Here is a 20,677-nt window from a genome sequence, read left to right as displayed (position 1 = left end):
TCTCTGGATACCGAAACCGGGATGTCAAGGGTAGGTAAGGTTCTGCGCGTTGCTTCGAATTAAACCACATGCTCCACCGCTTGTGCGGGCCCCCGTCAATTCCTTTGAGTTTTAATCTTGCGACCGTACTCCCCAGGCGGATTGCTTAATGCGTTAGCTGCGTCACCGAGAAGCAAGCTTCCCGACAACTAGCAATCATCGTTTACGGCGTGGACTACCAGGGTATCTAATCCTGTTTGCTCCCCACGCTTTCGAGCCTCAGCGTCAGTAATGAGCCAGTATGTCGCCTTCGCCACTGGTGTTCTTCCGAATATCTACGAATTTCACCTCTACACTCGGAGTTCCACATACCTCTCTCACACTCAAGACATCCAGTATCAAAGGCAGTTCCGAAGTTAAGCTCCGGGATTTCACCTCTGACTTAAATGTCCGCCTACGCTCCCTTTACGCCCAGTAATTCCGAGCAACGCTAGCCCCCTTCGTATTACCGCGGCTGCTGGCACGAAGTTAGCCGGGGCTTCTTCTCCGGCTACAGTCATTATCTTCACCGGTGAAAGTATTTTACAATCCTAAGACCTTCATCATACACGCGGCATGGCTGCGTCAGGCTTTCGCCCATTGCGCAAGATTCCCCACTGCTGCCTCCCGTAGGAGTTTGGGCCGTGTCTCAGTCCCAATGTGGCTGGTCATCCTCTCAGACCAGCTACTGATCGTAGCCTTGGTGGGCCATTACCCCACCAACTAGCTAATCAGACGCGGGCCGCTCTAAAGGCGATAAATCTTTCCCCCGAAGGGCACATTCGGCATTACCACCCGTTTCCAGGAGCTATTCCGAACCTAAAGGCACGTTCCCACGTGTTACTCACCCGTCCGCCACTAACCCCGAAGGGTCCGTTCGACTTGCATGTGTTAGGCCTGCCGCCAGCGTTCGCTCTGAGCCAGGATCAAACTCTCAGGTTGAGTTGACTTCTGACCTAAGCAGATCGGATCGAGATCCGATTTGGCATTAGTTCTACGTATTATTGACGAGATCCCACGAACGTCTCTCCGAAGAGCGACGTCATGGTGTCTTTTCAAAAAGACCGCAGATGTCAGTGTCGATAGACAGTCCCGAAGGACTATCGCTAGGACACCGCCGCCTGCGTTTCTCTTTCCAGATCAACGATTTCAAAGACCAACGAAGCCGGTTTCCCGGCCCCACCGTTTAACGCCCGGTAAAGGCGGAGGCGGCGATGTAGTCGCCTCGCTATTCCGTGTCAAGCGGATATTCCGAAGAACATCCTCTTTCCATTAGTCCCGCCCGAAAGCGAGGGAGGCGCTGGTTAGCGTCTCGGTTTCCCGCGTCAAGTCGTTCTTTTTAAAGAACAACCCTTGTCAGCGGACCCGCCCCGGAGGGCGGCGGAGGCGGCTGTCTAGAGAGAGCCATTCTCCGTGTCAACCGGGCTTTTCAGCCATTTCGCGACGAACGAAATCCGGGGACTTCAGGCCGCAAAAAACCGTCTGGAAAGCCCGAGAGGCTTGCCTCTGTTTCGTTACCGACGATTCGATTGGAGCGCGGAACCTAACCGAACACTCTTAAGGAAGCAACCCGCTTTCGCGACTTTCTTCCTGCGGATCCGTGGAGGCTTTCGTCTCCCCGGCCCCGGCGTCCGGCCCGTTTCCGGGCGAGGCGGCGATATACGCAGCGAGGGTTTTGTCCGCAACCGGATTCCGTCGGTTTCACGAACTTTCTCGCGGAGTCCCGGTCGCTGTAGCGAGGCCGCTCACCGGGGGCGGCGCGCCGACCGCCCTGCCCGGCCTCAGCCCGCGATATAGGTCCTGAGGGATTCCGCTTCCCGGGCGGCCTCGGCGATCTGGCATTTGACCACATCGCCAATGGAGATCACCCCCGCCAGGCGGCCGTCGCGGAGCACCGGCAGGTGCCGGATACGCCGGTCTGTCATCCGCCCCATCAGAACCGCCACGGTCTCTCCCGGGGCGGCGAAGATGACGTTGCGCGTCATATAGTCGGAAACGGGTCGGCCCAGCGCCGGCTGTCCGTCGCGCGCCACAGCCCTGACCACATCCCGTTCGGACAGGACGCCGACGACCTTGTCATGCTCACAGACCACCAGGGCCCCGACGCGCCAACGGTCCAGTTCGTGACAGGCGTCCGTCAGGGGCAGGTCCGGCCCGATGGCGAAGACGGCATCGCCCTTGTTCTTGAGAATTTCGGCGACCAGCATAGCGGCTCCTCCCTCTCTATAAAGAGCGCGGCCGCGGACGGCCCGCTTCAGAGGTCAGGGTCGCGCAGATCGGGCGGGGAAGCAAATGGCTCGCGTCGGGATCCGAACACCCGGGTCCACGGGCCTATCAACAGGGCTCCGCATACAAATCCGAAGGCGTGCGCCTCCCAGGCCACCTCGGCACCCTCCATCCCCGGAGCCAGTCCCACCAGACCGGCGACGGCATTGACCCCCATGATCACCGCACCGGACAAGAGAAAGCGCCGGTCACCCAGGGAACCCGGCCCCCGATCCCTGCGTCCCAGCAGCCTGAGCGCGGCCCCCATGAGGCCGAAGACCGCGCCGGACGCCCCGACCAGCGAATCGTAGCTGTCAGGATGGATCAGGCCGTAACCGGCCGTGGCGACCACGCCGCACACTATATAGAAAAGGAGAAAGCCTGCGACGCCCTTCGAACCGCCCATGAGTCTGGCGACCGGCGGCCCGAAAGCGAGGGCCGCGACGGCATTCATCCCGACATGGGCCCAGCCCCCATGCACGAACATCGAGGTCAGCAGCCCCGGCCACCACTGCCCTGTCCAGAGCGACGACGGCCGGAAGGCCAGGGACAGGCCCGCGTCAGGCAGCCCTTCCTGGATCAGGAAAAGGACCGGCATCGAACCGGCGAGCAGCACCGCAACGGCCGGCGCATTCAGAATTCGTTCGGTGGGCGGTTGGGTCAGGTCGGTCTCCGTCGCGGGTTACGATCGCCCGGTCTGGTGGCAAACGTCTTCATGGCAAGTGCTTCTTAACAACCATGACCCAGATTGGCACACAGGGTCCTTGACGGCCTGTAAACCATGTTTGCGCGAAGTTGCCTGTCATGATCGTCCAGACCAAGCCCTTTGCAGCCCTCCTTGCCATCGTTGTCGGAACGCTGGCGATGCCTGCCGTATCCGCGGCGCAGTCGGCGGGATCGTCGGGCATGGGGGCCTATACGGCCGGCTATGGCGGCGCGCGCTATGCCACCGCCCGCCCCCAGACCGGCTCGACACGGGACACCAACGGCAACCGGCTGATCGTTGACGGCATCATTCGGGCCGGTGCCGGTACTTGGTCCAGCGCCAGCGGCGGGGTCTCCTCCAGCTTTTCCGGCGCCGGCGGAAACGGCGGAACCGCCATCGGGGGCTCGACCGCCATCGGCAACAGCCTGAACGTCGTGGTCCAGGGCAACCACAATACGGTCATCGTCAACTCGACCCAGGTCAACAACGGCGCCGTAACCGCCGGAACCAGCCTGAACGGCACACTGAGGCTTCCATGATCGCTGGTTCGGTTTCACGGCGTCTGAGAACGGCCGGGGTCGCCTGCGCCACGGCCGCGCTACTGAGCGGCTGTATCTCGGCCTCGGCCAGCCCCCAGGGCCTCTACGCCACGCCCATCGGCAATGCGCCGGTCACGGCCAATCCGACGCCCTACTCCGCCGCCCTCTACTGCATGGCGGACTACGCCCGACGCTATAACCTGCCCTCCCCGCGCATCGCCGTGGGCCGCATCTCGGACTACACCGGCACAGTCTCGGCCGACGGCGGCCGTCAGGTCACCGGCGGGGCCTCCCTGATGGCCATGACCGCCCTGGCCAAGGCCGGGGCGCGCATGATCGAACGCTATGACACCTCTGTCTCCGAGATGGAGCTGCGCTATGCCAACAACCGGCTGATCGGCGATGATGGCCCCGGCGGTGCCGAGGATGTCCAGTATCGCCGCATCCTCGCCGGTTCGGTGCCCGGCACGGACTTCTACATCATCGGCGGCATCACCGAGGTAAACTACAACATCCGCTCGGGTGGCTTCGACATGGCGGCAGGCCAGGTCAACAGCGACGCGCCCCTGTCGACGGCCTTCGCGGGCAAGGCCTATGTCATGAACATCGGCATCGACCTCAGGCTGATCCAGACCACGACGTTCGAGGTGGTCGATGTCGTCTCCTATCAGAAGCAGATCATCGGCCGTGAGATATCCGCCGGCGTCTTTGACTTCCTCGATGGCAATGTCTTCGACATTTCGGCCGGGGACGGAGGGCTTGAGCCCGTCCAGCTGGCTGTACGCGCCCTGATCGAACGCGCGACCGTCGAGTTCATGGCCAATCTCTATGGCGCACCGGGGCCGGAGGTCTGCCTGAACGCCGGCCCCGACCCCCTCGGCAGCACCGTCGGCCCAACCGGCGGCTACTATCCCGCCTACCCCAACACGGACACGAACAATGGCGAAACCCGCGCGGATCCGTCTCGCTGGCACGATCGCCGCGACGATGCTGTGCGCCGCAGCCGTTACTGAGGCTGCCGCCCGGAACCCACCTCAGGACGGCACGATCGTCCTGAACCAGCAACTGCAACTGGGCGACGTCTTCGCCGGCCAGACGCTGAACGTCGTCGATTCCGGGGATCAGGTGACGGTCCAGGGCTCGGCCCTGGGCAACAGTGCCTCGGGCGCGGTCTACAACGGCTCGATCATCATCCAGTCCGACCAGACCATGCAGGGCGACGCCGTCGCGACCACGGACATCACTCTGAGCGGCGACACGGATGGTGTGGTCAACGCCACGACCCAGGCCGGCGGCAACTATTTGGCGGTCAGCGCCTATGGTGCAAACCTGACGCTCGATGCGACCCAGACCACCGACAACGGCCTGATCAGCGCCACCACGGAAGTCGGCGACAGCAACGCCCGCCTGCACGCCGGCGGTGCCGTCGGGGCCTCGGCCATCTCGAACACCGTGGCCGTCTACGGCCAGACCTCGCTTGTCAGCGGGACGATCAACCAGTCCTCATCCGCCCTCGTCCGGTCCTTCGGCCGGATCGAGAGCCAGTACATCCCGGCCGAGGCCAGCGTGACCAGCCAGGCCATCGTCAACGCCATCGCGGTCAACAGCGACAATTCCTCGGGCCAGGACCTCAGCATCGCGCAGCGCTCGTTCGGCAGCTTCATCGAATCCGAGGCCAGCGCCAACGCCGGCAATGCCTGGGACCTGGCAGCCCGCGCCCGCGCCACGGCCAACCAGGCCGTGCTCTACAATGAGGGCGGCGCGGTCGTGACGGCGTCGGATCAGCGCAACTCCAGCTTCGTCCGCGCCTCGGCCCTGACCACCGCCTATGACTACGGCCGGGCCGAGGCCTATGCGCGCGGTGCGGCCAATGATCTCACGGTCGGCAACAACGACATCTATGTCGAGATCGACAACACCCAGTTCAACACGGGCGGCGTCGATGTCGTCGCCACCTTCTCCGGCACGAACGGCTATGACGTCTCGGTCGGGGCCGACGCGGTCGGCAACAGCGTCACCGGCTACGCCTGTTCGCAATGCGACGGCTATCTGGAAGCCGCCAACACCCAGACCAACACAGGCAATGTCTCGGCGGTCGCCAATACCACCGTCACAGGTTCGAACCGTTCGGTGATCACGGGTGCCAATGCGGTCGGCAACGCCGCCAGCTTCTACGTCTCCCGGCCCGGAAATTAACATTCAGTAACTTGAGCCTTTACGCCCGATCGCTCACCAGTTGCGTCGGGCGTCGGCGATAGCAGTATCGCGGTCCTTCCTTTTGTCCTGCGCGGCTCCGGATACGGGGATTCCCGCGCCTTTCGGAAAGAGATCGAGAATGCGTTCTGCCCGTCTGTTCCTGCTTGCTGCGGCCTCTGTCGCCGTCCTGACCGCCGCCGCACCCGCACTCGCACAGGTCCAGCCGTCCGATCCGTGGGCGCAGGCGTCCAGCGACATCCCGGCCGATACCAATGTCCGCTTCGGTGTCCTTCCCAATGGCATGCAGTATGCGGTCATGCGCAATGCGACCCCGCCCGGGCAGGCGTCCCTGCGCCTGCGCATCGATGCCGGCTCGCTGATGGAGAATGAGGACCAGCTGGGGCTGGCCCACTTCATGGAGCACATGGCCTTCAACGGGACGACCAACATCCCCGAGAACGAGCTGCTGCGTATCCTCGAGCGTCTGGGCCTGGCCTTCGGCGCCGACACCAATGCCGCGACCGGCTTCGACCAGACCTTCTACCAGCTGGAACTGCCGCGCACGAACGACGAAACGGTCGATGCGGCCCTGCGCATCATGCGCGAACAGGTCTCCGAAGCGCTGATGGACCCCGCCGCCCTGGACGCGGAACGCGGCGTCATCGAGGGCGAGGAACGCACCCGAAACACGCCGGGGCTGCGCTCCGCCAAGGCCCAGCTGGCCCTGCTGGCTCCCGGCCAGCGCCTGTCCAACCGCTTCCCGATCGGTGATCTCAACATCATTCGCACCGCCCCACGCGAGCGGTTCGTCGAATTCTACCACGCCTATTACCGTCCGAACCGGGCCACCTTCATCGCCGTCGGCGACTTTGACGTCGATGTGATGGAGGCCAAGATCCGCGCAGCTTTCGAAAGCTGGCAGCCGAAGGGCGCCGAGGGTCCGGAACCGGACCTCGGCACCGTCCAGCCGCGCGGCCCCCAGACCAGCATTCTCGTCGAACCCGGCATCCAGTCCTCCATCCAGCTGAACTGGGTCCGCGCGCCCGATCTGGACCCGGACACGATCGCCGAGCGCCGCGCGAACCGGATACGCAACCTGGGTCTGGCGGTTCTGAACCGCCGGCTCGGCGAGATTTCCCGTCAGGAGAACGCCCCCTTCATCGGCGCCGGCGCGGACAGCTCGACCGTGGTCGACAGCCTGGAAATCGGCGGCATCAGCGCCAGCTTCAATCCCGGCGGCTGGCAGCGCGCGCTTGAGACGATCGAGCAGGAACAGCGCCGTCTGGTGCAGTTCGGCGTTTCGGAGGCCGAGCTGCAACGCGAGATCACGGATGCGCGCACGGCACTCGAGAACGCCGCCAATGCGGCCGCAACCCGCACCACGCCCGGTCTGGTGAATGGCCTGCTGAACGCCGCCAACAATGAGACCGTTTTCACGACCCCGGCGACCAACCTCGCCCTGTTCAACCAGGCGGTCGAGGGTCTGACGGCGGCCCAGGTGAACAGCGTCCTGCCACCCGTCTTCGAGGGCCAGGGCCCGGTGATTCTGGTCATCACCCCGGTCGAGATCGAAGGCGGCGCGGATGCCGTCACCGCCGCGCTCCAGGCCTCGCGACAGGTGCCCGTCGCGCCCCCGGCCGCCCAGGCGCAGCTTGACTGGCCCTACGCGAACTTCGGCACCGCGACCGCACCGACGAGCCGGACCGAGCTGGCCGCTGTCGGGGCCACGGTCGTCACCTTCCCGAACGGCGTCCGCCTGACGGTCAAGCCGACCACCTTCCGCGATGAGCAGATCCTGGTCAGTGTCCGGACGGGCCTCGGCGAACTGTCCCTGCCGACCGATCGCTCGACGCCACTGGCTTTCGGCGGCTTCGTGTTCCAGGCCGGTGGCCTCGGCAAGCTGACGGCGGATGAGCTCAACCGCGTCCTCAGCGGCCGTATCTACAGCGTCGGCTTCAGCGCCGACGGCGATGCCTGGCAGCTGTCGGGCGCAACGCGGCCGCAGGACCTGAACCTGCAGATGCAGGTGCTGGCCGCCTATCTCACCGACCCCGGCCTGCGCCCCGCGCCCTTCCAGCAGATCCAGGCCCTGTTCCCGCAGATCATCGCCCAGCAGATGGCCACGCCGGGCGGAGCCTTCGCCATGCAGTCTGCCGAGCTGCTCGCCAGCGGCGACAAGCGCGAAGCGCTTCCGACGGCAGCAGAAGTCGCATCCTGGACGATCGACGAGCTGCGCAGCGGCGTGACCGCCGGTCTGGCCGCCGGTCCGATCGACGTGACCATGGTCGGCGACGTCACGGTTGACGACGCGATCGCCGCCGTCGCCGGGACCTTCGGGGCCCTGCCCGCCCGTGCGCCTGCGCCCCAGCCTGCAACGGGTGCAACAGTCCGGCGCTTCCCGGCCGGCACGGCCGAGCCGGTCGTCCTCAAACACACCGGTCCGGGTGAGCAGGGCCTGGCCTATATCGCCTGGCCGACCACCGACGCGGTCATCGATCGGACCGAGGCCCGGACGATCCAGATCCTCGGCGAGGTCATGGGCCTGCGCGCCACGGAAGAGATCCGTGAACGACTGGCCATCGCCTATTCGCCGGGCGTCGGCGCCAGCTCGTCCGACACCTTCACCGGCTACGGCTCGATCTTCGTCCAGGCCCTGACCCGCCCGGAATCGTTCACGGCCTTCTATGACGCCGTGAACGCCATTGTGGCCTCCCTCCGGGATACGCCGATCACCGAGGACGAGCTCAACCGCGCCCGCCTGCCCGAGGTGGAACGTCTGAAGCGCAGCCAGGCCGGAAATGAGTACTGGCTGGGCCAGCTGTCCGGCGTGGCCGCCAATCCGGCCGACGTCGACCAGATCCTGACCCACGTCTCCGATCTGGAGGCCATCACCGTGGCCGACATCCAGCGGGCGGCCCGTCAGTATCTGCGGGCCGACACGGCCTGGCGCGGCGTGTCGATCTCCGACAATCCCGCCGCCCCGGCCGCCCCGGCCGCAGCCCAGTAGGCAAACGAAAAAATGGCCCCGGTCCTTGCGGATCGGGGCCAGTTTGCTTCTCAGGATCGTCGGCTGAGCCGACGGTTCCACTCTGGACCGCCCCGCCTGACGGGCGGCTGAACGCCGGTGTTCAGGCCCGCGTCAGAAAACCCGGCCGCCGACCCCGCCATCCAGGGTCAGGGTCGCACCCTGCACGACATAGCCGGCCTGCTCGACCACTTCCTCGCGGTATTCCGTGTAGGTCTCCTCGCGGACCCAGGTCAGGATCTTCACGCCGGCGCCGTAGCGACGCAGCAGCGAGCGTTCGTTGCACTCGCGTTCGGCGCGCTGCGGCTTGCATTCGACGACACCGCCGCGGCCATGCCACAGGGCCTCGCCCTTGCGGCAGTCCATCGTCTCGCCATGGCCGAAATCGACGTCGCCCGTGTATTCGGCCCAGGTAATCTGCAGCCAGGTGCCGGCCAGGCAGCGGTACAGCTCGCCCTCATAGTCGCCGTCCACCTCCCGGTCGGGTCTTACCTGGGACGCCGGATGCGGCACATTGCGGTCGTCGATGCAGAAGGCACGGATCACGACCCGCTTCTCCTGACGCCGTCGCGCCTCATAGGGCACGCGAATGACCTGACGCACCCGCTCGCCCTCGACCATCAGGCCATTGATTGTGGTCGGATAGGGCTGGTCGACCGTCACATAGGCGGCACCCCCACCACCCACATAGACATTGCCCCCGGCCCGGGCGTTCAGCCCTGCCCTCGCCACGGCGTTGCCGTTGGCGTTGGCGTTGGCGTTCACATTGACATTGACGTTCAAATTGCCGCCGCCGCCGCAACACGGAGGCGGAGGCGGACTTTCGCAGCAGGCCGGCGGAGGGGGTGGCGGCGGCGGGGGCGGGGGCGGCGGTTCGCAGCAGGGCGGCGGTGGCGGCGGGCAGACGGGGCCGCACTGTGCCGCCGCCTCATCAGCGACCAGCGTCAGGGCGAGGAAGCCCGCCAGCGCCGGCAGCCATGTCATGATCCGCACCCGCATGGGCCGACCTCCCGTCAAAATCCATGCAAACCGCGTCGGGCGCCGTTCGCTTCAGCGATCATCTGAACCGCAAAAGCATTTCGTTTCCGTTGCCTTGTGCCCGATCGGATCACGGCCACCGGTCCGGGGCTTGCGTCGGCCCGTCCAGAGGCCAGTCCATTGTTTCATCCCGACACACAGTTCCTGATCGACCATTGGACCGGCCTGTCCCGCCAGGGCCATGCGCGCGCAGGGATTCCGGATCGCGCCGCCCTTGAGCCGCATCTGCTGGGCACGCGCCTGCCGCGCACCTTCATGGCCGCCCGGAGCGGAGAGGATGCGGTCATCCGCCTTGCCGGCTCATGGATTGAAGACTTCCACGCGGAATCCCTGAAGGACCGCCCCCTGCTGTCGGTCTGGCGCACCGCTTCGAGGCCGCTGGTCGCTGCGGCCCTGACCCAGACGGTGCGCGAGGCCCGCCCGGTTGTGATCGCTGCCCTGGCCGGTTTCCTTTCGGCCCAGATCGAGATTGTCCTGGTCCCGTTGCGCGGACCGTCGGGTGCCGTGGATCGTATTCTGGGCCTCTATGTGCCGACCGCCACCCTCAGCCTCACATCCGAGGAGCCCCGCCTGCTCACCGCCCGCGTCTCCATCGGCGTGGGCGAACCGTCCCGCCCGGCCCTCGCGCTCGCCGCCGTCGGAGGCCGCCGGATCGCCTGAACCCTCCGTTCAGCCCTGGAGATCCCGCGCGTATCGCCGCCAGTTCTGCACATAGTGGGCGGCGGAGGCCTTCAGCGCCTCGATCTGGCCCGGCTGGAGTTCCCGCACCACCTTGCCCGGCTGGCCCATGACCAGCGAGCCGTCTGGAATGACCTTTCCCTCTGTAATCAGGGTATTGGCCCCAATCAGACAGTTCTTGCCGATCCTTGCCCTGCCCAGCACCACCGCGCCGATGCCGATCAGGGTATTGTCGCCGATCTCGCAGCTGTGGAGCATGACCATATGGCCGACGGTGACGCCGTCGCCGATCGTCAGGGGCTCACCGGGATCGGAATGCAACACGCTGCCGTCCTGGATGTTGGTGTCCCGCCCGATGGTGATGGGGTCGTTATCGCCTCGCACCACCGCCCCGAACCAGACACTGGCGCCGGGTTTGAGAATCACATCTCCTACCAGCGTTGCATTCGGTGCCAGCCAGTATTCGCCCTCCGGCGGAAGCTGGGGTTTCTTGTCGCCGAGACTGTAAACATTCATCAGAACACCGCCATTTCTTGAAAATCGAGGGCTTTAAGCTCTCGTAAACCACGATAGGCTCATATTGTAGATGCGATTCGAGGCCCTCATTTCGGCCCCGGATCAGTAGCCGGATCAAGCCCGGTCCGGTCAGACCTTGGGGATTGTGCGTGGTGCGCTCGGTTCGGCGGATGTTTCCGCTGGAAGTGGATCCTGCTTCCGACCCGGGCGGATGCGTTTCGTCCCCTGCTCCCCTCTTCCCCACCCTCGTTCGAGGCGATGCTTTTCCGGCATCGCCTTTTTTCATGCCCTGCGGCGACGCAGTTTCTGCATCGCCGCCTTCCATGCCCCGGAGGCGTCCATGACCAAGCGTGCGGCCATCAAGCGTCAGACCCGCGAGACATCCCGTGAACACGGTGTGCTCGATACTCGTCAGTTCATGGAGGATTCCAAGGTCCGCCGCCTTCCGACCCACGCCGGCTGGTCGCCCTACCCCTCGAACGATGATCGGGACCAGGCCTATCTGAAGACCCTGAAGCCCAAGTCCGACGGCCAGGCCGAACTGATGGCGGCGATTGACCACCACAATCTCGTGCTGGCGCTCGGTCCGGCAGGCACCGGCAAGACCTATCTCGCGGTCGCCAAGGCGGTCGAGGCACTGGAAGCCGGCAAGATCGGTCGCATCGTCCTGTCGCGCCCCGCCGTCGAGGCCGGTGAATCCATCGGCTTCCTGCCCGGCGATATGGAAGACAAGCTCGCCCCCTACCTTCGCCCCCTCTACGACGCCCTCTCCGATCGCCTGAGCATGAAGCGGGTCAAGGCGCTGATGGCCGAGGGCCTGATCGAGATCGCCCCCATCGGCTATATGCGCGGGCGCACCCTGAACAACGCCTTCATCGTCGTCGATGAGGCCCAGAACTGCACCTATGTGCAGCTCAAGATGCTGCTGACCCGCCTGGGCTGGCACTCGACCATGGTGGTCACCGGCGACCCGCAGCAGTCCGACCTGCTGCCCGGAATCTCCGGCCTGAGCGACATCGCCGAGCGACTGGCACCGGTGCCGGACATTGCCGTGGTCAAGCTGGCCGAGGGCGACATCGTCCGTCACCCGCTGGTCGCTTCGATGATCGGCGTCCTCTGACGCCGGCCGGCTCCGACAGATCAGGCCGTCGCCGGATTCACGGCGGCGGCCTTTTCCTTGGCTGTGGGCACCTTCGCTTTTCCGCGACACGATTGCCCCTTCGCGCGCGGCGCAGGGGCTGCTAACCGGTTTCGCTTCACATTTCAGCGACCCGAATGAAAATCCCCCGCATCGCCTACGCCGCCTATGGCTTCGCCCTGATCGTGATTCTGCTCGACCAGCTGACCAAGGCCTGGATCATGAGTGGCCTCGACCTGCGCGAGATTGGGCACATCCAGGTTCTGCCCCCCCTGTTCAACCTGACCTGGGTCGAGAACCGCGGCGTCAGCTTCGGCCTGTTCGGCGACGGCTCGGCGCGGTGGATGCTCAGCGCCTTCTCGATCGCGGTCGCCGGCGTTCTTGGCTGGTGGGCACTGAAGGCGGACCGTCGCCTGCTGATCACCGCCATCGGCCTCATCATGGGCGGCGCGCTCGGCAATGTGATCGACCGCCTTCGCTTCGGCTATGTCGTCGATTTTCTCGACATATCCGGTGTCCATGTCTTCCTCGGGTCGATGAAGATCAATTTCCCATGGGTTTTCAACATCGCAGACAGTGCGATCTGCATCGGCGTCGTCCTGTTGATCCTCGACAGCATCCACGCGGAGCAGGAGGCCAAGGTTGGCCTCGCCGCCGAAAAGTCGTAATCAGCCGCTTCCAGTAGGGTTTGTGCGCGCGCCCGTTCCTGCGCCCCGCTCCGAGACATCAACCATGCGTCTTCATACCGTTGCCGTTCTGACCCTGACCACGTCGCTCCTGGCCCTGGGCGCCTGCTCCAGTGTGCGCTCGGGCGTCGGCCTCGACAGGATCACACCGGACGAGTTTCTGACCGTTTCGACCGCCCCCCTGACCGTCCCGCCGGAATACGGCCTGCGTCCGCCCGCACCCGGTCAGCCGCGTCCGCAGGAGCTCGCACCGGAATCCGCCGCCCGCCAGATCCTTCTGGGCCAGCGTCAGGCTGTGACCCGGTCGGAAGGCGAGCAGCAGCTGGTGACCCTGGCCGGCGGCGATCGCGCCGATCCCCTCGCCCGCTATGTCGTGGACGATGAATTCGGCGACCTGGCCCACAAGGAAGAAGGCTGGGCCAACCGCATCATGTTCTGGCGTCGTGACGACGCCGCGACCCAGGCCCCGACGACCCTGCAGACCTCAGAAGGTGCCGTCAGCGTCGACGCGGCGAGCGAATACGCCCGTTTGCAGGCCCTGACCGGAGGCCGTACCGGCATCTCGATCGCACCGCGCCGGGATACAGTGTTCAAGCTCCCCGGCCTTTAGGTCCCGGAGACATCCTCAACAGGGCCCGGTTGCGAGAGCAGCCGGGCCTTTTTGATGCGGGATCAGGCCTTGGCGGCACCCGCCCTCAGCCCCCGCTCGGCCAGGGCGACAATCGCCACCCCGCCCATGGTCAAGGCGGCACCGACCAGAATCTGCGGCGTCAGCACATCGCCCATGAGGCCCCATCCGATCAGGATGGAGACCACCGGCGTGGCCAGCAGATAGGGCGTGACCCGGCCCGCCTCGCGTTTCTGAACCAGCCAGAACAACAGGGTTGTCGCCAGCACCGACGACACCAGCCCGGCCCAGAGCACACAGGCCCAGACAAGGGCGTCGGCCTGCTGCACAGCTTCCCACTGCCCCCGCTCGAACAGGGCTGAGGCGAAGGCGAGAGACGGCAGGGCGACCAGCGACAACAGGCCCTGCATCTTCAATGGGGGTATCGAGGTCGTCCGCCTTGCCACCACGGTGGTCAGGGCCCAGGCGCAGGCTGCACCGATGCCAGCCAGAATGGCCTTCCAGTCCGCGATGGCATGGGGGTCCAGCGTCATCCAGGCGACCCCGAGAAAGGCCACGACCATGCCGGCCAGCGCGAACCGCGACAGCCGCTCGCCCAGCATCAGGAAGGCGAACAGGGCTGTAAACGGAATCCAGAGCTGGGCCGCCACCGAAACCGGACTGACGTCATGCGCCAGCCAGAAGGCCAGATAGATGAGGCCATAGTGGATCGGTCCGCCAAGACCGACGATGATCAGCAGGCTCTTCCAGTTCGGAAAGGGCGGACGCACGAACGGGATCAAACAGGCCGCCGCAAGGGCAAACCTCAAGGCCGCCATCAGCAGCGGCGGCAGGGTCTCGGTGCCGAATTTCGCCGCCGCATTGTTAACCCCCCAGATCACCACCACCGCGATGATGGCAAGGATCTCGACGGGCGAGAGCGGGCTGTGCGGCTTGTCAGGGGTGATCACATGCCCGACTTAACGCGCGCGCTCGCTGCACGCGAGGACGCAAGCCGACACTTTGCATTTCCGACTGTGGCGCGCGCCTAGAACGGAATGTCGTCGTTCAGGTCGTAGCTTTCCTTGGGACCACTGGGCTTGTTGGCCCCGCCGGTGGAGAAGCCCGAGGAATAGTCGTCGTCCCCGCCGCGCGACGATCCACCGCCGGCGCTGTCGCTGCGGCCGCCCAGCATGGTCAGCTCGCCGCGGAATTTCTGCAGCACGATCTCGGTGGTGTATTTCTCGACCCCGGCCTGTTCGTATTTGCGGGTCTGGAGCGAGCCCTCGATGTAAACCGTCGAGCCCTTCTTCAGATAGTTCTCGGCCACCTTGACGATGTTCTCGTTGAAGATGACCACCCGGTGCCACTCGGTCTTTTCCTTGCGCTCGCCGGTGGCCTTGTCGCGCCACTGTTCCGAGGTCGCGAGGGACAGGTTGGCCACCCGCTCGCCCGAGTTGAGCGTGCGGATCTCCGGGTCCTTGCCCAGGTTGCCGACCAGAATGACCTTGTTGACGCTGCCCGCCATCGCCGAGCTCCTTCTTCGTTCTGGCCCGCCGCGCTTCGCGCTGTTCGGAGCCGATTGCCTGTTGTCCGGGCCTAGCGCGCTTTCGACAGGCGCGCGCCCGCTTTGTGGCGCAATCCACAGATTGCTTGTTCCACGTTTGTTCTGTTTCGTCTAGAGCGGCGGTGGCGCGGTCGGGTCCGGCTCGCGGTTGGACGACACGGCGATCGGGGTGCCGTCGATGGCCCGCTGGATCGCACCGGGCATCGCCAGCCGACCGTCGCCGGTGCGGGCCATGAAGTTGAACCGGCCACCGTCAAGTGTCCTGGAGATCCATACGCCACCGCGGTCGATGAAGATGAACTGGCCCTGATAGGAGCCCGTAATCTCCTGCCGCGATCCCCCCATGCGCAGGAAGCGCAGGCGGACTTCTTCCAGCCGCGCGGCGCAGAACTCGATCTGCGGCTGATTATCGGCCACCTTGTTGAACCTCGGCGGCTCGCCCTCGGCGCCGGTTTCGACCGCATAGCAGACACCACGGTCGAACGGTGCCTCCACGGCCTTTTCGCAGGCTGCGAGCGCCAGCGCGCCCGCGCCCATCACCATCAATGCGGCGTGTTTCATCAGCGTAGCCCCGGGAAAGTGCAGCTGCGGTCCTGGTCGGCGAGTGTCCGGAACCGGCTGTTGTCGGACGATTGCTCGACCCGACGAGGCACAAGCCTGAGGGTCGTATCGCCCCAACGGCCATAGAGCGCCTCGCCCGGCCGTACGCAGGTGCCGGAGTAGAGCGCCTGCACACAGGCATTCAGGCTCATATTGGACGACAGCGACCGCCAGTCTGACCCGGTGTGGCGCAGACAGGCAGACCCGGTTGCGGCCTGGACCGCCGGCTCAGCCGGTTGCTGGTCCGTGACCGGCGGCTGCTCCGCCTCGGTCAGTTCGATCGGCGGGGCAACGGGCGGCGGGGCGAAGGCGGCGGTCGGCGCGGCCGCAAGGGCTCCGGTCTCATCGATGCCGACGTCCAGTGCGTCCGTCGCCACCCCATTGCGCCGGGCGCAGTCCGACAGGGTCGCCAGGCCGATGTACTGGCCGTCGACGAAACAGCGCAGTTCGCGCGTGGTGTTCAGTTCAGGTGCATCGGCCACATCGACCGTCAAACCGCCCTGGGCCGCGGGCGGGGGAGCCGGATTCGGTGCCCTGCCGGCATTGAAGATCAGCGCGATCACTATGGCCGCGACGACCGCCAGGCCGGCACCGATGGCGATGAGAACTCGATTGTCCTGGGGCATGAATGGCTCGCGGGGATGAGGCCTCCAATAACCCTGCCCGGGGCTACGGCGTCAACGATCTTCGTTGCCCGGCGACCTAGCCCGTGAGTCGGGAAAGCGCGGCCTGGTAGTTGGCGAGCTGGGCGGTCATATAGGCGGGGGCCGGTCCCGTGACCGGGGGCCGCGAGGCACCCGGCGCGAGCGACTTGTACGCGTCCCTGACCACCCTGACGGCGGCCCTCAGGGCCTCGACTGTGGACCTGATCTGGTCCTTGCCGGTCAGTGACAGGGTCTCGGGCAGGGCCATGGCAAAGGTCTTGATCTCGCCGGCGGCCGCCTTGGGAGCAACGATCCCGGGCGACAGGCCGAGAGCGGCCAAGGCGTCCCGGCCGGCCTCTCCAGCGGTCAGGATGGCACCGGCTCTTCCCTCCCGGGGTGCGATCGACAGCCGCTGCATGCGGGCGCTGCTCAGGGCCTCGACTTCCCCGGCCTTGAGCGGATCGGTCACGACCGTGACCCTCAACTGGCCGGAGGAGGCCTGCTCGATCTTGCGCGCCAGGGTCTGCAGGGTGTCATCGGCCGCGATCGAGACGGCCCGAGGCCGGCTGCCCTCGGCAGACGATACATAAAAGCGATCACCGGGCCGCAGGGCGGTCGCAGCCGTCAGGGCCTTGGAATCACCCATGGAAACCAGCCCCTGTGGCAGCCCCAGCCGGTCCAGCACACTGGCACCCCCGCTCGCGACGGCCAGGCTCAGGGGCGAGGCCTGCTGGTCTGCTCCCGGCCAGGTCCGGGTCCATTCCACCGCGCCCGTCAACGGGTCGAGCCGGGTCAGATAACCCTCCCTGGGAACATCCTTGGCGGCCCCGACCGCACGATCGGCGAGGCCGGTGATCCAGACCTTGCCGCCATGCACCTTCATGTCCGCAACACTGCTGTCGCCCGCACCGCCGATATAGGTCAACCGGTCTCCGGCTGCGGGGGAAAGGTCAGCCCCAAGCGACGCGACATAGGCATCGGAACTGCCCGAATGGGCGTTGGTCACCGTCGCGACATCCAGGGCCTGATTCCGTGTTGTGCCGGTCAGGACGACCCGGCCGCCGCTCACGGCGATCCCGGTCACATCACCGCTGGCTGCGCCCAGGTCCCTCGTCGCGGACAGGGTCGGCGCACCGTTGGCGTCCGGGGTGAAGCGACGCACGACGACCCGGCCGCTCTCGACCCCGGCCGTATAGATTGACGAACCCTCGACGGTCATGGCCCTGATACTGTCGTCGCCGCTGGTTCCGAACTGGCTGACCGACACTGCGGCGGCCTTGAAGGGGGCCAGGCTGTGCGCCTGGGTGGCCGAAAAGCCCTGCAGATATCCGTCCCAGGCCCCAAGCCCCGAGGCCCCGGGCATCGCAGATCGGGCACGCCCCGCGACATAGACCCTGCCGTCGGCACCGAAGGAAACCGCCGTGGCCTCGTCCGCCGCGCGGGCACCGCGCCGCTGGGTCCACAACTCCTCTCCGGCTCCATCAAAAACAGTGACGAAACTGTCGGACAGGCTGGCGTCGGCGATCCGGACGCCCGGTTCGAGCTCCCCCGTCACCGAACCCGCAACCGCCACGCGCCCGTCAGCGGCGATGGAGATCGCATAGCCGCTGGCTGTGTCCGAGGCCCCCAGCATCCGTGTGGCCACGACCCGACCCGTGGGATCAAGCTTCATGAGCGCCACATCGCGCTCACCCTTAAGCGGTTGTGAGCCCGGTGCGGCTTCAATATCCGCGACGAGCCACAAGGACCCGTCCGCCGCAACCGCGCTGGCCCGGACCGTCTCCACGCCCTTGGGCAGAGCCGTCTGCGAGGCCCGCCCGGCGACCCAGCCGGTCTGCCCGGACGGCTGCAAGGGCTCCGGGGCCGTACCGCCGTCGCTCTGGAATTTCAGCAGCTCGTTTCCGCCCGCTGTGCCGGAAGCCTGAACAACATAGACGGCGTCGGACGTCTGCGTTGTCGCGAAGCGAACCGTTTCGGCGCTCGAGCCTTGCAGGACCAGGGCCCACTTGTCCGCCGCGGTCGGCAGGGTGATCGTCTTGGTGCCGAGCTGGATGGTCCGGGGTGCGCCATTGACCTGCTCGCGGCCCAGCCGCGTCGCGACCCCGGCATCGCTCAATTTGGTATTCACAAAGGAGATGACATTGTCGAGCGATCGGGTCTGGGCCCCCATGCCGGCAAGGTCGATCGGGACCGTGACGTTGCCGGCGACGGAACCGATGGTGATGTCGAACACGACCGGCCCTTCAAGGGCAGGCGCGGACAAGGCCGGATCGCCCTCGTGAATCGGCCGGGTCACGATCCGGGTCGCATCCCGCGCCACACCGGCCGAGGTCTTTGCGCTCGTTGACGACACGCCGTGGACCATCCGGATATCCTCGAACCCGGCCGTCCGCACAAAGTCGCCGACTTCAGCGACACCGCTCGCAAAGCGCTCGCGGATCCGCGTGACCTCGCCCTGGGTGATACCCTTGGCGTCAATCCGCGTGGCGAGGGCGGTCAGGGAGGTCAGTCCCTGATAGAGGGCGAACAGTTTGCGATAGTCGGGGGACGCGCCCGGCAGGTCCGAACGGCTTGCATCAGGGTTCACCAGCTGGCGTGCGGAAAGCGCCGCCCGCACCGCCACATCCGGCTTCGGGGCCTTGGCACTGGCTTCCCAGGGCGGCGTCGGCTGGGTCCTCACCCGCGGCGCAGCAGCCTGCCCCCCGGTCGTGGCCGTATTGCCCGCCGAGCCTCCGTACAGACCGAGTAGATAGCTGTTGTTGATCACGCCAGAGCTCCCGCGGCCCATTATCGCGGCTCAACCGTAACGACCACTTAACGTCCGGTTCCGGAGCGACTTCCCGTGCGACTCAAGGAACAATCAGAGTCCGCCTGATGCTGGCGCGATGGATGAGGAGGACGCCTTGAAGAACGCCTTCGTCAATGCCTTGAATTTACTACTGTCTCTTTACGGTCTGCGCATCCAGCGACGGCGCGCCGCAACCCGGATCGGCCACGCAGGCGTGCGTCGGGCGGCCTAGTTCCGGAACAGGGACAGGATCATCTGCGGCGCCTGGTTGGCGATCGACAGCGCCTGGGTGCCCAGTTGCTGCTGCACCTGCAGGGCCTGAAGGCGTGCGCTTTCCTTGGCCAGATCCGCGTCGACCAGTTTGCCGATGCCGGTCTCGAGCGAGTCTGCCAGTTTCGAGACGAATTTGTTGTGGGTCTCGATCTGTTTGGCCTGGGAACCGAGCGCCGCCAGTGCAGAGTTGACGTTCGTCAGCGCCGTATCAATCGCTGTGAGGGCGGCGGCTGCGCCGGCCTGGGTCAGAAGGGCGAGCGGGGCCAGTCCGAGGCCGGCACTGGTCATGTCCTGCGGGTCGATCGAGATCGTATCGGTCGTGTCGATACTGGCCAGGAAGTCCAGCGGTCCCGTCAGCGAATCATCAAGAAGATTGACCCCGTCGAACGAGGCGCTGTCGGCGAACTGCTGGACGGAGCGAACGAGGGCCTGGAAATCGTCATTATAGGCCGCCCGCGACTCGGCCGACTGCGACACGTCCGATGCAGCCACCGCCTTCTGGCGCATCTGGATGATCAGATCAGAGATTGATTCGCCGGCGGCCAGGGACACATCGGCCAGTGAGGTTGCGCGGTCGAGGCTGGTTCTGACCGCCCCGAGGGCACCCAGATCGGCGCGCTGGTTCTGGGCTATGGCCCAGACGGCGGAGTTGTCCTTGGCCCCACCCACCTTCAGGCCCGTGCTGATCCGGTTCTGGGTCCCGGTCAGTCGGTCATTGATCTGGTTGAGGTTCTGCAACGCGATCTGTGCGGCGGCGTTGGAGTGGACGCTTGTCGACATGGCTTCGGCCCCGGCTTCGTTCAGGGACAGGTTATTAGGCGAGTCGTGAGCGTATGGTTAACGACTTGTAGCCGGGCGCGCGTGCGGCCCGGCGGCGGTTTGGTGTTTCAGAGGCTTCAGGCGATGGTGTCGATCACCTTGCCCGGGCCGTATTCGGGTTGATCCTTCAGGCGCGCGACGTCTTCACGCGGCAACTGCCGAACGACCTCGCCGGTTTCCGGATTCAGGGTCTTGTAGACAAAGGCTCCGGGGACGGCCCCCTTCTCGATCACCAACCGGTAGCGCGCGGTGGGTTCTACACCCTTGACCTTTTCGATCTCGGGCGGCTCCGGCACGACCGGGGGCTGGATTGGCTCCACGGCGGGCACCGGGGAAGCCTTCATGTTCATATCTACACTCATCTATCTGTCGTCGGCCCAGTGGCCGGCGCCTCCATGGGTTTCACAGGAGGCGGAGGCGGAGCCGCTCATGGCTCCACCTCCTTCCCATGACGTTAGCGGAACAGGCCGAGCAGGATGGAGCTCGACTGGTTGGCGATGCCCAGGGCCTGGACACCAAGCTGCTGCTTGGTCTGCAGGGCCGTCAGGCGGGCGCTTTCCTTGGCCAGATCGGC

General features: G+C 65.8%; 20 protein-coding genes and 1 rRNA gene. 8 read left to right on the top strand and 13 right to left on the bottom strand.

Annotated elements, in window-relative coordinates:
• The 3 genes from Q0053_RS11775 to Q0053_RS11765 all read right to left on the bottom strand — a co-directional run.
• Positions 1-960: ribosomal RNA gene (locus Q0053_RS11775) — 16S ribosomal RNA — on the bottom strand; the annotation flags it as partial.
• Positions 961-1,799: 839 nt separating this feature from the next.
• Complete coding sequence (locus Q0053_RS11770; protein ID WP_298100369.1) at positions 1,800-2,225, bottom strand: CBS domain-containing protein; 426 nt, start codon at positions 2,223-2,225, stop codon at positions 1,800-1,802.
• A gap of 47 nt (positions 2,226-2,272) precedes the next feature.
• The gene (locus tag Q0053_RS11765) at positions 2,273-2,881 is read right to left on the bottom strand and encodes a rhomboid family intramembrane serine protease (RefSeq protein WP_298100367.1); all 609 of its coding nucleotides are present in this window, start codon (positions 2,879-2,881) and stop codon (positions 2,273-2,275) included.
• 206 nt (positions 2,882-3,087) lie between these two features.
• On the opposite strand from Q0053_RS11765, the gene hfaA reads away from it, so the two are divergent.
• The 4 genes from hfaA to Q0053_RS11745 all read left to right on the top strand — a co-directional run bounded on the left by hfaA (position 3,088) and on the right by Q0053_RS11745 (position 8,731).
• The gene (gene hfaA / locus Q0053_RS11760) at positions 3,088-3,528 is read left to right on the top strand and encodes a holdfast anchoring protein HfaA (RefSeq protein WP_298100365.1); all 441 of its coding nucleotides are present in this window, start codon (positions 3,088-3,090) and stop codon (positions 3,526-3,528) included.
• On the top strand, positions 3,525-4,541 hold the full coding sequence (hfaB, locus tag Q0053_RS11755) for a holdfast anchoring protein HfaB (protein WP_298100363.1): 1,017 nt from the start codon (positions 3,525-3,527) through the stop codon (positions 4,539-4,541). The genes hfaA and hfaB overlap by 4 nt, the downstream gene beginning before the upstream one ends.
• A complete protein-coding gene (gene hfaD, locus Q0053_RS11750; RefSeq protein WP_298100361.1) occupies positions 4,468-5,724 on the top strand; it encodes a holdfast anchor protein HfaD in 1,257 nt (418 codons plus the stop codon). Before hfaB ends, hfaD begins: the two co-directional genes overlap by 74 nt.
• A 139-nt stretch (positions 5,725-5,863) precedes the next feature.
• Positions 5,864-8,731, top strand: a complete 2,868-nt coding sequence (locus Q0053_RS11745; RefSeq protein ID WP_298100359.1) for a pitrilysin family protein — start codon at positions 5,864-5,866, stop codon at positions 8,729-8,731.
• Positions 8,732-8,863: 132 nt separating this feature from the next.
• Here the strand turns inward: Q0053_RS11745 and Q0053_RS11740 are convergent, their stop codons facing one another.
• The gene (locus tag Q0053_RS11740) at positions 8,864-9,733 is read right to left on the bottom strand and encodes a hypothetical protein (RefSeq protein WP_298100357.1); all 870 of its coding nucleotides are present in this window, start codon (positions 9,731-9,733) and stop codon (positions 8,864-8,866) included.
• A gap of 174 nt (positions 9,734-9,907) precedes the next feature.
• Between Q0053_RS11740 and Q0053_RS11735 the strand changes: the two genes are divergently transcribed.
• Positions 9,908-10,447 carry a PAS domain-containing protein gene (locus tag Q0053_RS11735; RefSeq protein WP_298100355.1) on the top strand — a complete coding sequence of 180 codons (540 nt, stop codon included), beginning with the start codon at positions 9,908-9,910 and terminating at the stop codon, positions 10,445-10,447.
• 9 nt (positions 10,448-10,456) lie between these two features.
• Here Q0053_RS11735 and Q0053_RS11730 read toward each other — a convergent pair whose 3' ends face one another.
• Complete coding sequence (locus Q0053_RS11730; RefSeq protein ID WP_298100353.1) at positions 10,457-10,981, bottom strand: gamma carbonic anhydrase family protein; 525 nt, start codon at positions 10,979-10,981, stop codon at positions 10,457-10,459.
• A 340-nt stretch (positions 10,982-11,321) separates the two neighbouring features.
• Here Q0053_RS11730 and Q0053_RS11725 point away from each other — a divergent pair, with 340 nt between their 5' ends.
• The 3 genes from Q0053_RS11725 to Q0053_RS11715 all read left to right on the top strand — a co-directional run bounded on the left by Q0053_RS11725 (position 11,322) and on the right by Q0053_RS11715 (position 13,415).
• Entirely contained in the window at positions 11,322-12,101 is a 780-nt protein-coding gene (locus tag Q0053_RS11725; RefSeq protein WP_298100351.1) for a PhoH family protein, read from the top strand.
• Between the two features lie 155 nt (positions 12,102-12,256).
• On the top strand, positions 12,257-12,787 hold the full coding sequence (gene lspA, locus Q0053_RS11720; RefSeq protein ID WP_298100349.1) for a signal peptidase II: 531 nt from the start codon (positions 12,257-12,259) through the stop codon (positions 12,785-12,787).
• A 64-nt stretch (positions 12,788-12,851) separates the two neighbouring features.
• Positions 12,852-13,415 carry a DUF3035 domain-containing protein gene (locus Q0053_RS11715; protein WP_298100347.1) on the top strand — a complete coding sequence of 188 codons (564 nt, stop codon included), beginning with the start codon at positions 12,852-12,854 and terminating at the stop codon, positions 13,413-13,415.
• Between the two features lie 62 nt (positions 13,416-13,477).
• On the opposite strand, the gene Q0053_RS11710 is transcribed toward Q0053_RS11715, so the two are convergent.
• The 8 genes from Q0053_RS11710 to Q0053_RS11675 form a co-directional block, all read right to left on the bottom strand.
• Complete coding sequence (locus Q0053_RS11710; protein WP_298100345.1) at positions 13,478-14,383, bottom strand: DMT family transporter; 906 nt, start codon at positions 14,381-14,383, stop codon at positions 13,478-13,480.
• A 77-nt stretch (positions 14,384-14,460) separates the two neighbouring features.
• The gene (gene ssb / locus Q0053_RS11705; RefSeq protein ID WP_298100343.1) at positions 14,461-14,940 is read right to left on the bottom strand and encodes a single-stranded DNA-binding protein; all 480 of its coding nucleotides are present in this window, start codon (positions 14,938-14,940) and stop codon (positions 14,461-14,463) included.
• Positions 14,941-15,090: 150 nt separating this feature from the next.
• The gene (locus Q0053_RS11700) at positions 15,091-15,540 is read right to left on the bottom strand and encodes a hypothetical protein (RefSeq protein ID WP_298100341.1); all 450 of its coding nucleotides are present in this window, start codon (positions 15,538-15,540) and stop codon (positions 15,091-15,093) included.
• Positions 15,540-16,205 carry a hypothetical protein gene (locus Q0053_RS11695; protein WP_298100339.1) on the bottom strand — a complete coding sequence of 222 codons (666 nt, stop codon included), beginning with the start codon at positions 16,203-16,205 and terminating at the stop codon, positions 15,540-15,542. Before Q0053_RS11695 ends, Q0053_RS11700 begins: the two co-directional genes overlap by 1 nt.
• Before the next feature lie 76 nt (positions 16,206-16,281).
• Entirely contained in the window at positions 16,282-18,990 is a 2,709-nt protein-coding gene (locus Q0053_RS11690) for a transcriptional regulator (RefSeq protein ID WP_298100337.1), read from the bottom strand.
• 249 nt (positions 18,991-19,239) lie between these two features.
• On the bottom strand, positions 19,240-20,064 hold the full coding sequence (locus Q0053_RS11685) for a flagellin (protein WP_298100335.1): 825 nt from the start codon (positions 20,062-20,064) through the stop codon (positions 19,240-19,242).
• A gap of 116 nt (positions 20,065-20,180) precedes the next feature.
• Entirely contained in the window at positions 20,181-20,447 is a 267-nt protein-coding gene (locus Q0053_RS11680) for a hypothetical protein (protein ID WP_298100334.1), read from the bottom strand.
• 110 nt (positions 20,448-20,557) lie between these two features.
• On the bottom strand, positions 20,558-20,677 hold a 120-nt coding region (locus Q0053_RS11675; RefSeq protein ID WP_298100371.1), incomplete at its 5' end, for a flagellin.

Source organism: Brevundimonas sp., assembly GCF_027487935.1.
GTDB lineage: Bacteria > Pseudomonadota > Alphaproteobacteria > Caulobacterales > Caulobacteraceae > Brevundimonas.
The sequence above is the reverse complement of the archived record's forward strand: the minus strand, read 5'-3'. Positions and strand labels throughout refer to the sequence as shown.

Excerpts from the sequence above, each read along its gene's own strand:
- Q0053_RS11770 (WP_298100369.1), bottom strand. The coding sequence starts at position 2,225 with ATGCTGGTCGCCGAAATTCTCAAGAACAAGGGCGATGCCGTCTTCGCC.
- Q0053_RS11765 (WP_298100367.1), bottom strand. The coding sequence starts at position 2,881 with ATGCCGGTCCTTTTCCTGATCCAGGAAGGGCTGCCTGACGCGGGCCTG.
- hfaA (WP_298100365.1), top strand. The coding sequence starts at position 3,088 with ATGATCGTCCAGACCAAGCCCTTTGCAGCCCTCCTTGCCATCGTTGTC.
- hfaB (WP_298100363.1), top strand. The coding sequence starts at position 3,525 with ATGATCGCTGGTTCGGTTTCACGGCGTCTGAGAACGGCCGGGGTCGCC.
- hfaD (WP_298100361.1), top strand. The coding sequence starts at position 4,468 with ATGGCGAAACCCGCGCGGATCCGTCTCGCTGGCACGATCGCCGCGACG.
- Q0053_RS11745 (WP_298100359.1), top strand. The coding sequence starts at position 5,864 with ATGCGTTCTGCCCGTCTGTTCCTGCTTGCTGCGGCCTCTGTCGCCGTC.
- Q0053_RS11740 (WP_298100357.1), bottom strand. The coding sequence starts at position 9,733 with ATGACATGGCTGCCGGCGCTGGCGGGCTTCCTCGCCCTGACGCTGGTC.
- Q0053_RS11730 (WP_298100353.1), bottom strand. The coding sequence starts at position 10,981 with ATGAATGTTTACAGTCTCGGCGACAAGAAACCCCAGCTTCCGCCGGAG.
- Q0053_RS11725 (WP_298100351.1), top strand. The coding sequence starts at position 11,322 with ATGACCAAGCGTGCGGCCATCAAGCGTCAGACCCGCGAGACATCCCGT.
- lspA (WP_298100349.1), top strand. The coding sequence starts at position 12,257 with ATGAAAATCCCCCGCATCGCCTACGCCGCCTATGGCTTCGCCCTGATC.
- Q0053_RS11715 (WP_298100347.1), top strand. The coding sequence starts at position 12,852 with ATGCGTCTTCATACCGTTGCCGTTCTGACCCTGACCACGTCGCTCCTG.
- ssb (WP_298100343.1), bottom strand. The coding sequence starts at position 14,940 with ATGGCGGGCAGCGTCAACAAGGTCATTCTGGTCGGCAACCTGGGCAAG.
- Q0053_RS11700 (WP_298100341.1), bottom strand. The coding sequence starts at position 15,540 with ATGAAACACGCCGCATTGATGGTGATGGGCGCGGGCGCGCTGGCGCTC.
- Q0053_RS11695 (WP_298100339.1), bottom strand. The coding sequence starts at position 16,205 with ATGCCCCAGGACAATCGAGTTCTCATCGCCATCGGTGCCGGCCTGGCG.
- Q0053_RS11685 (WP_298100335.1), bottom strand. The coding sequence starts at position 20,064 with ATGTCGACAAGCGTCCACTCCAACGCCGCCGCACAGATCGCGTTGCAG.
- Q0053_RS11680 (WP_298100334.1), bottom strand. The coding sequence starts at position 20,447 with ATGAAGGCTTCCCCGGTGCCCGCCGTGGAGCCAATCCAGCCCCCGGTC.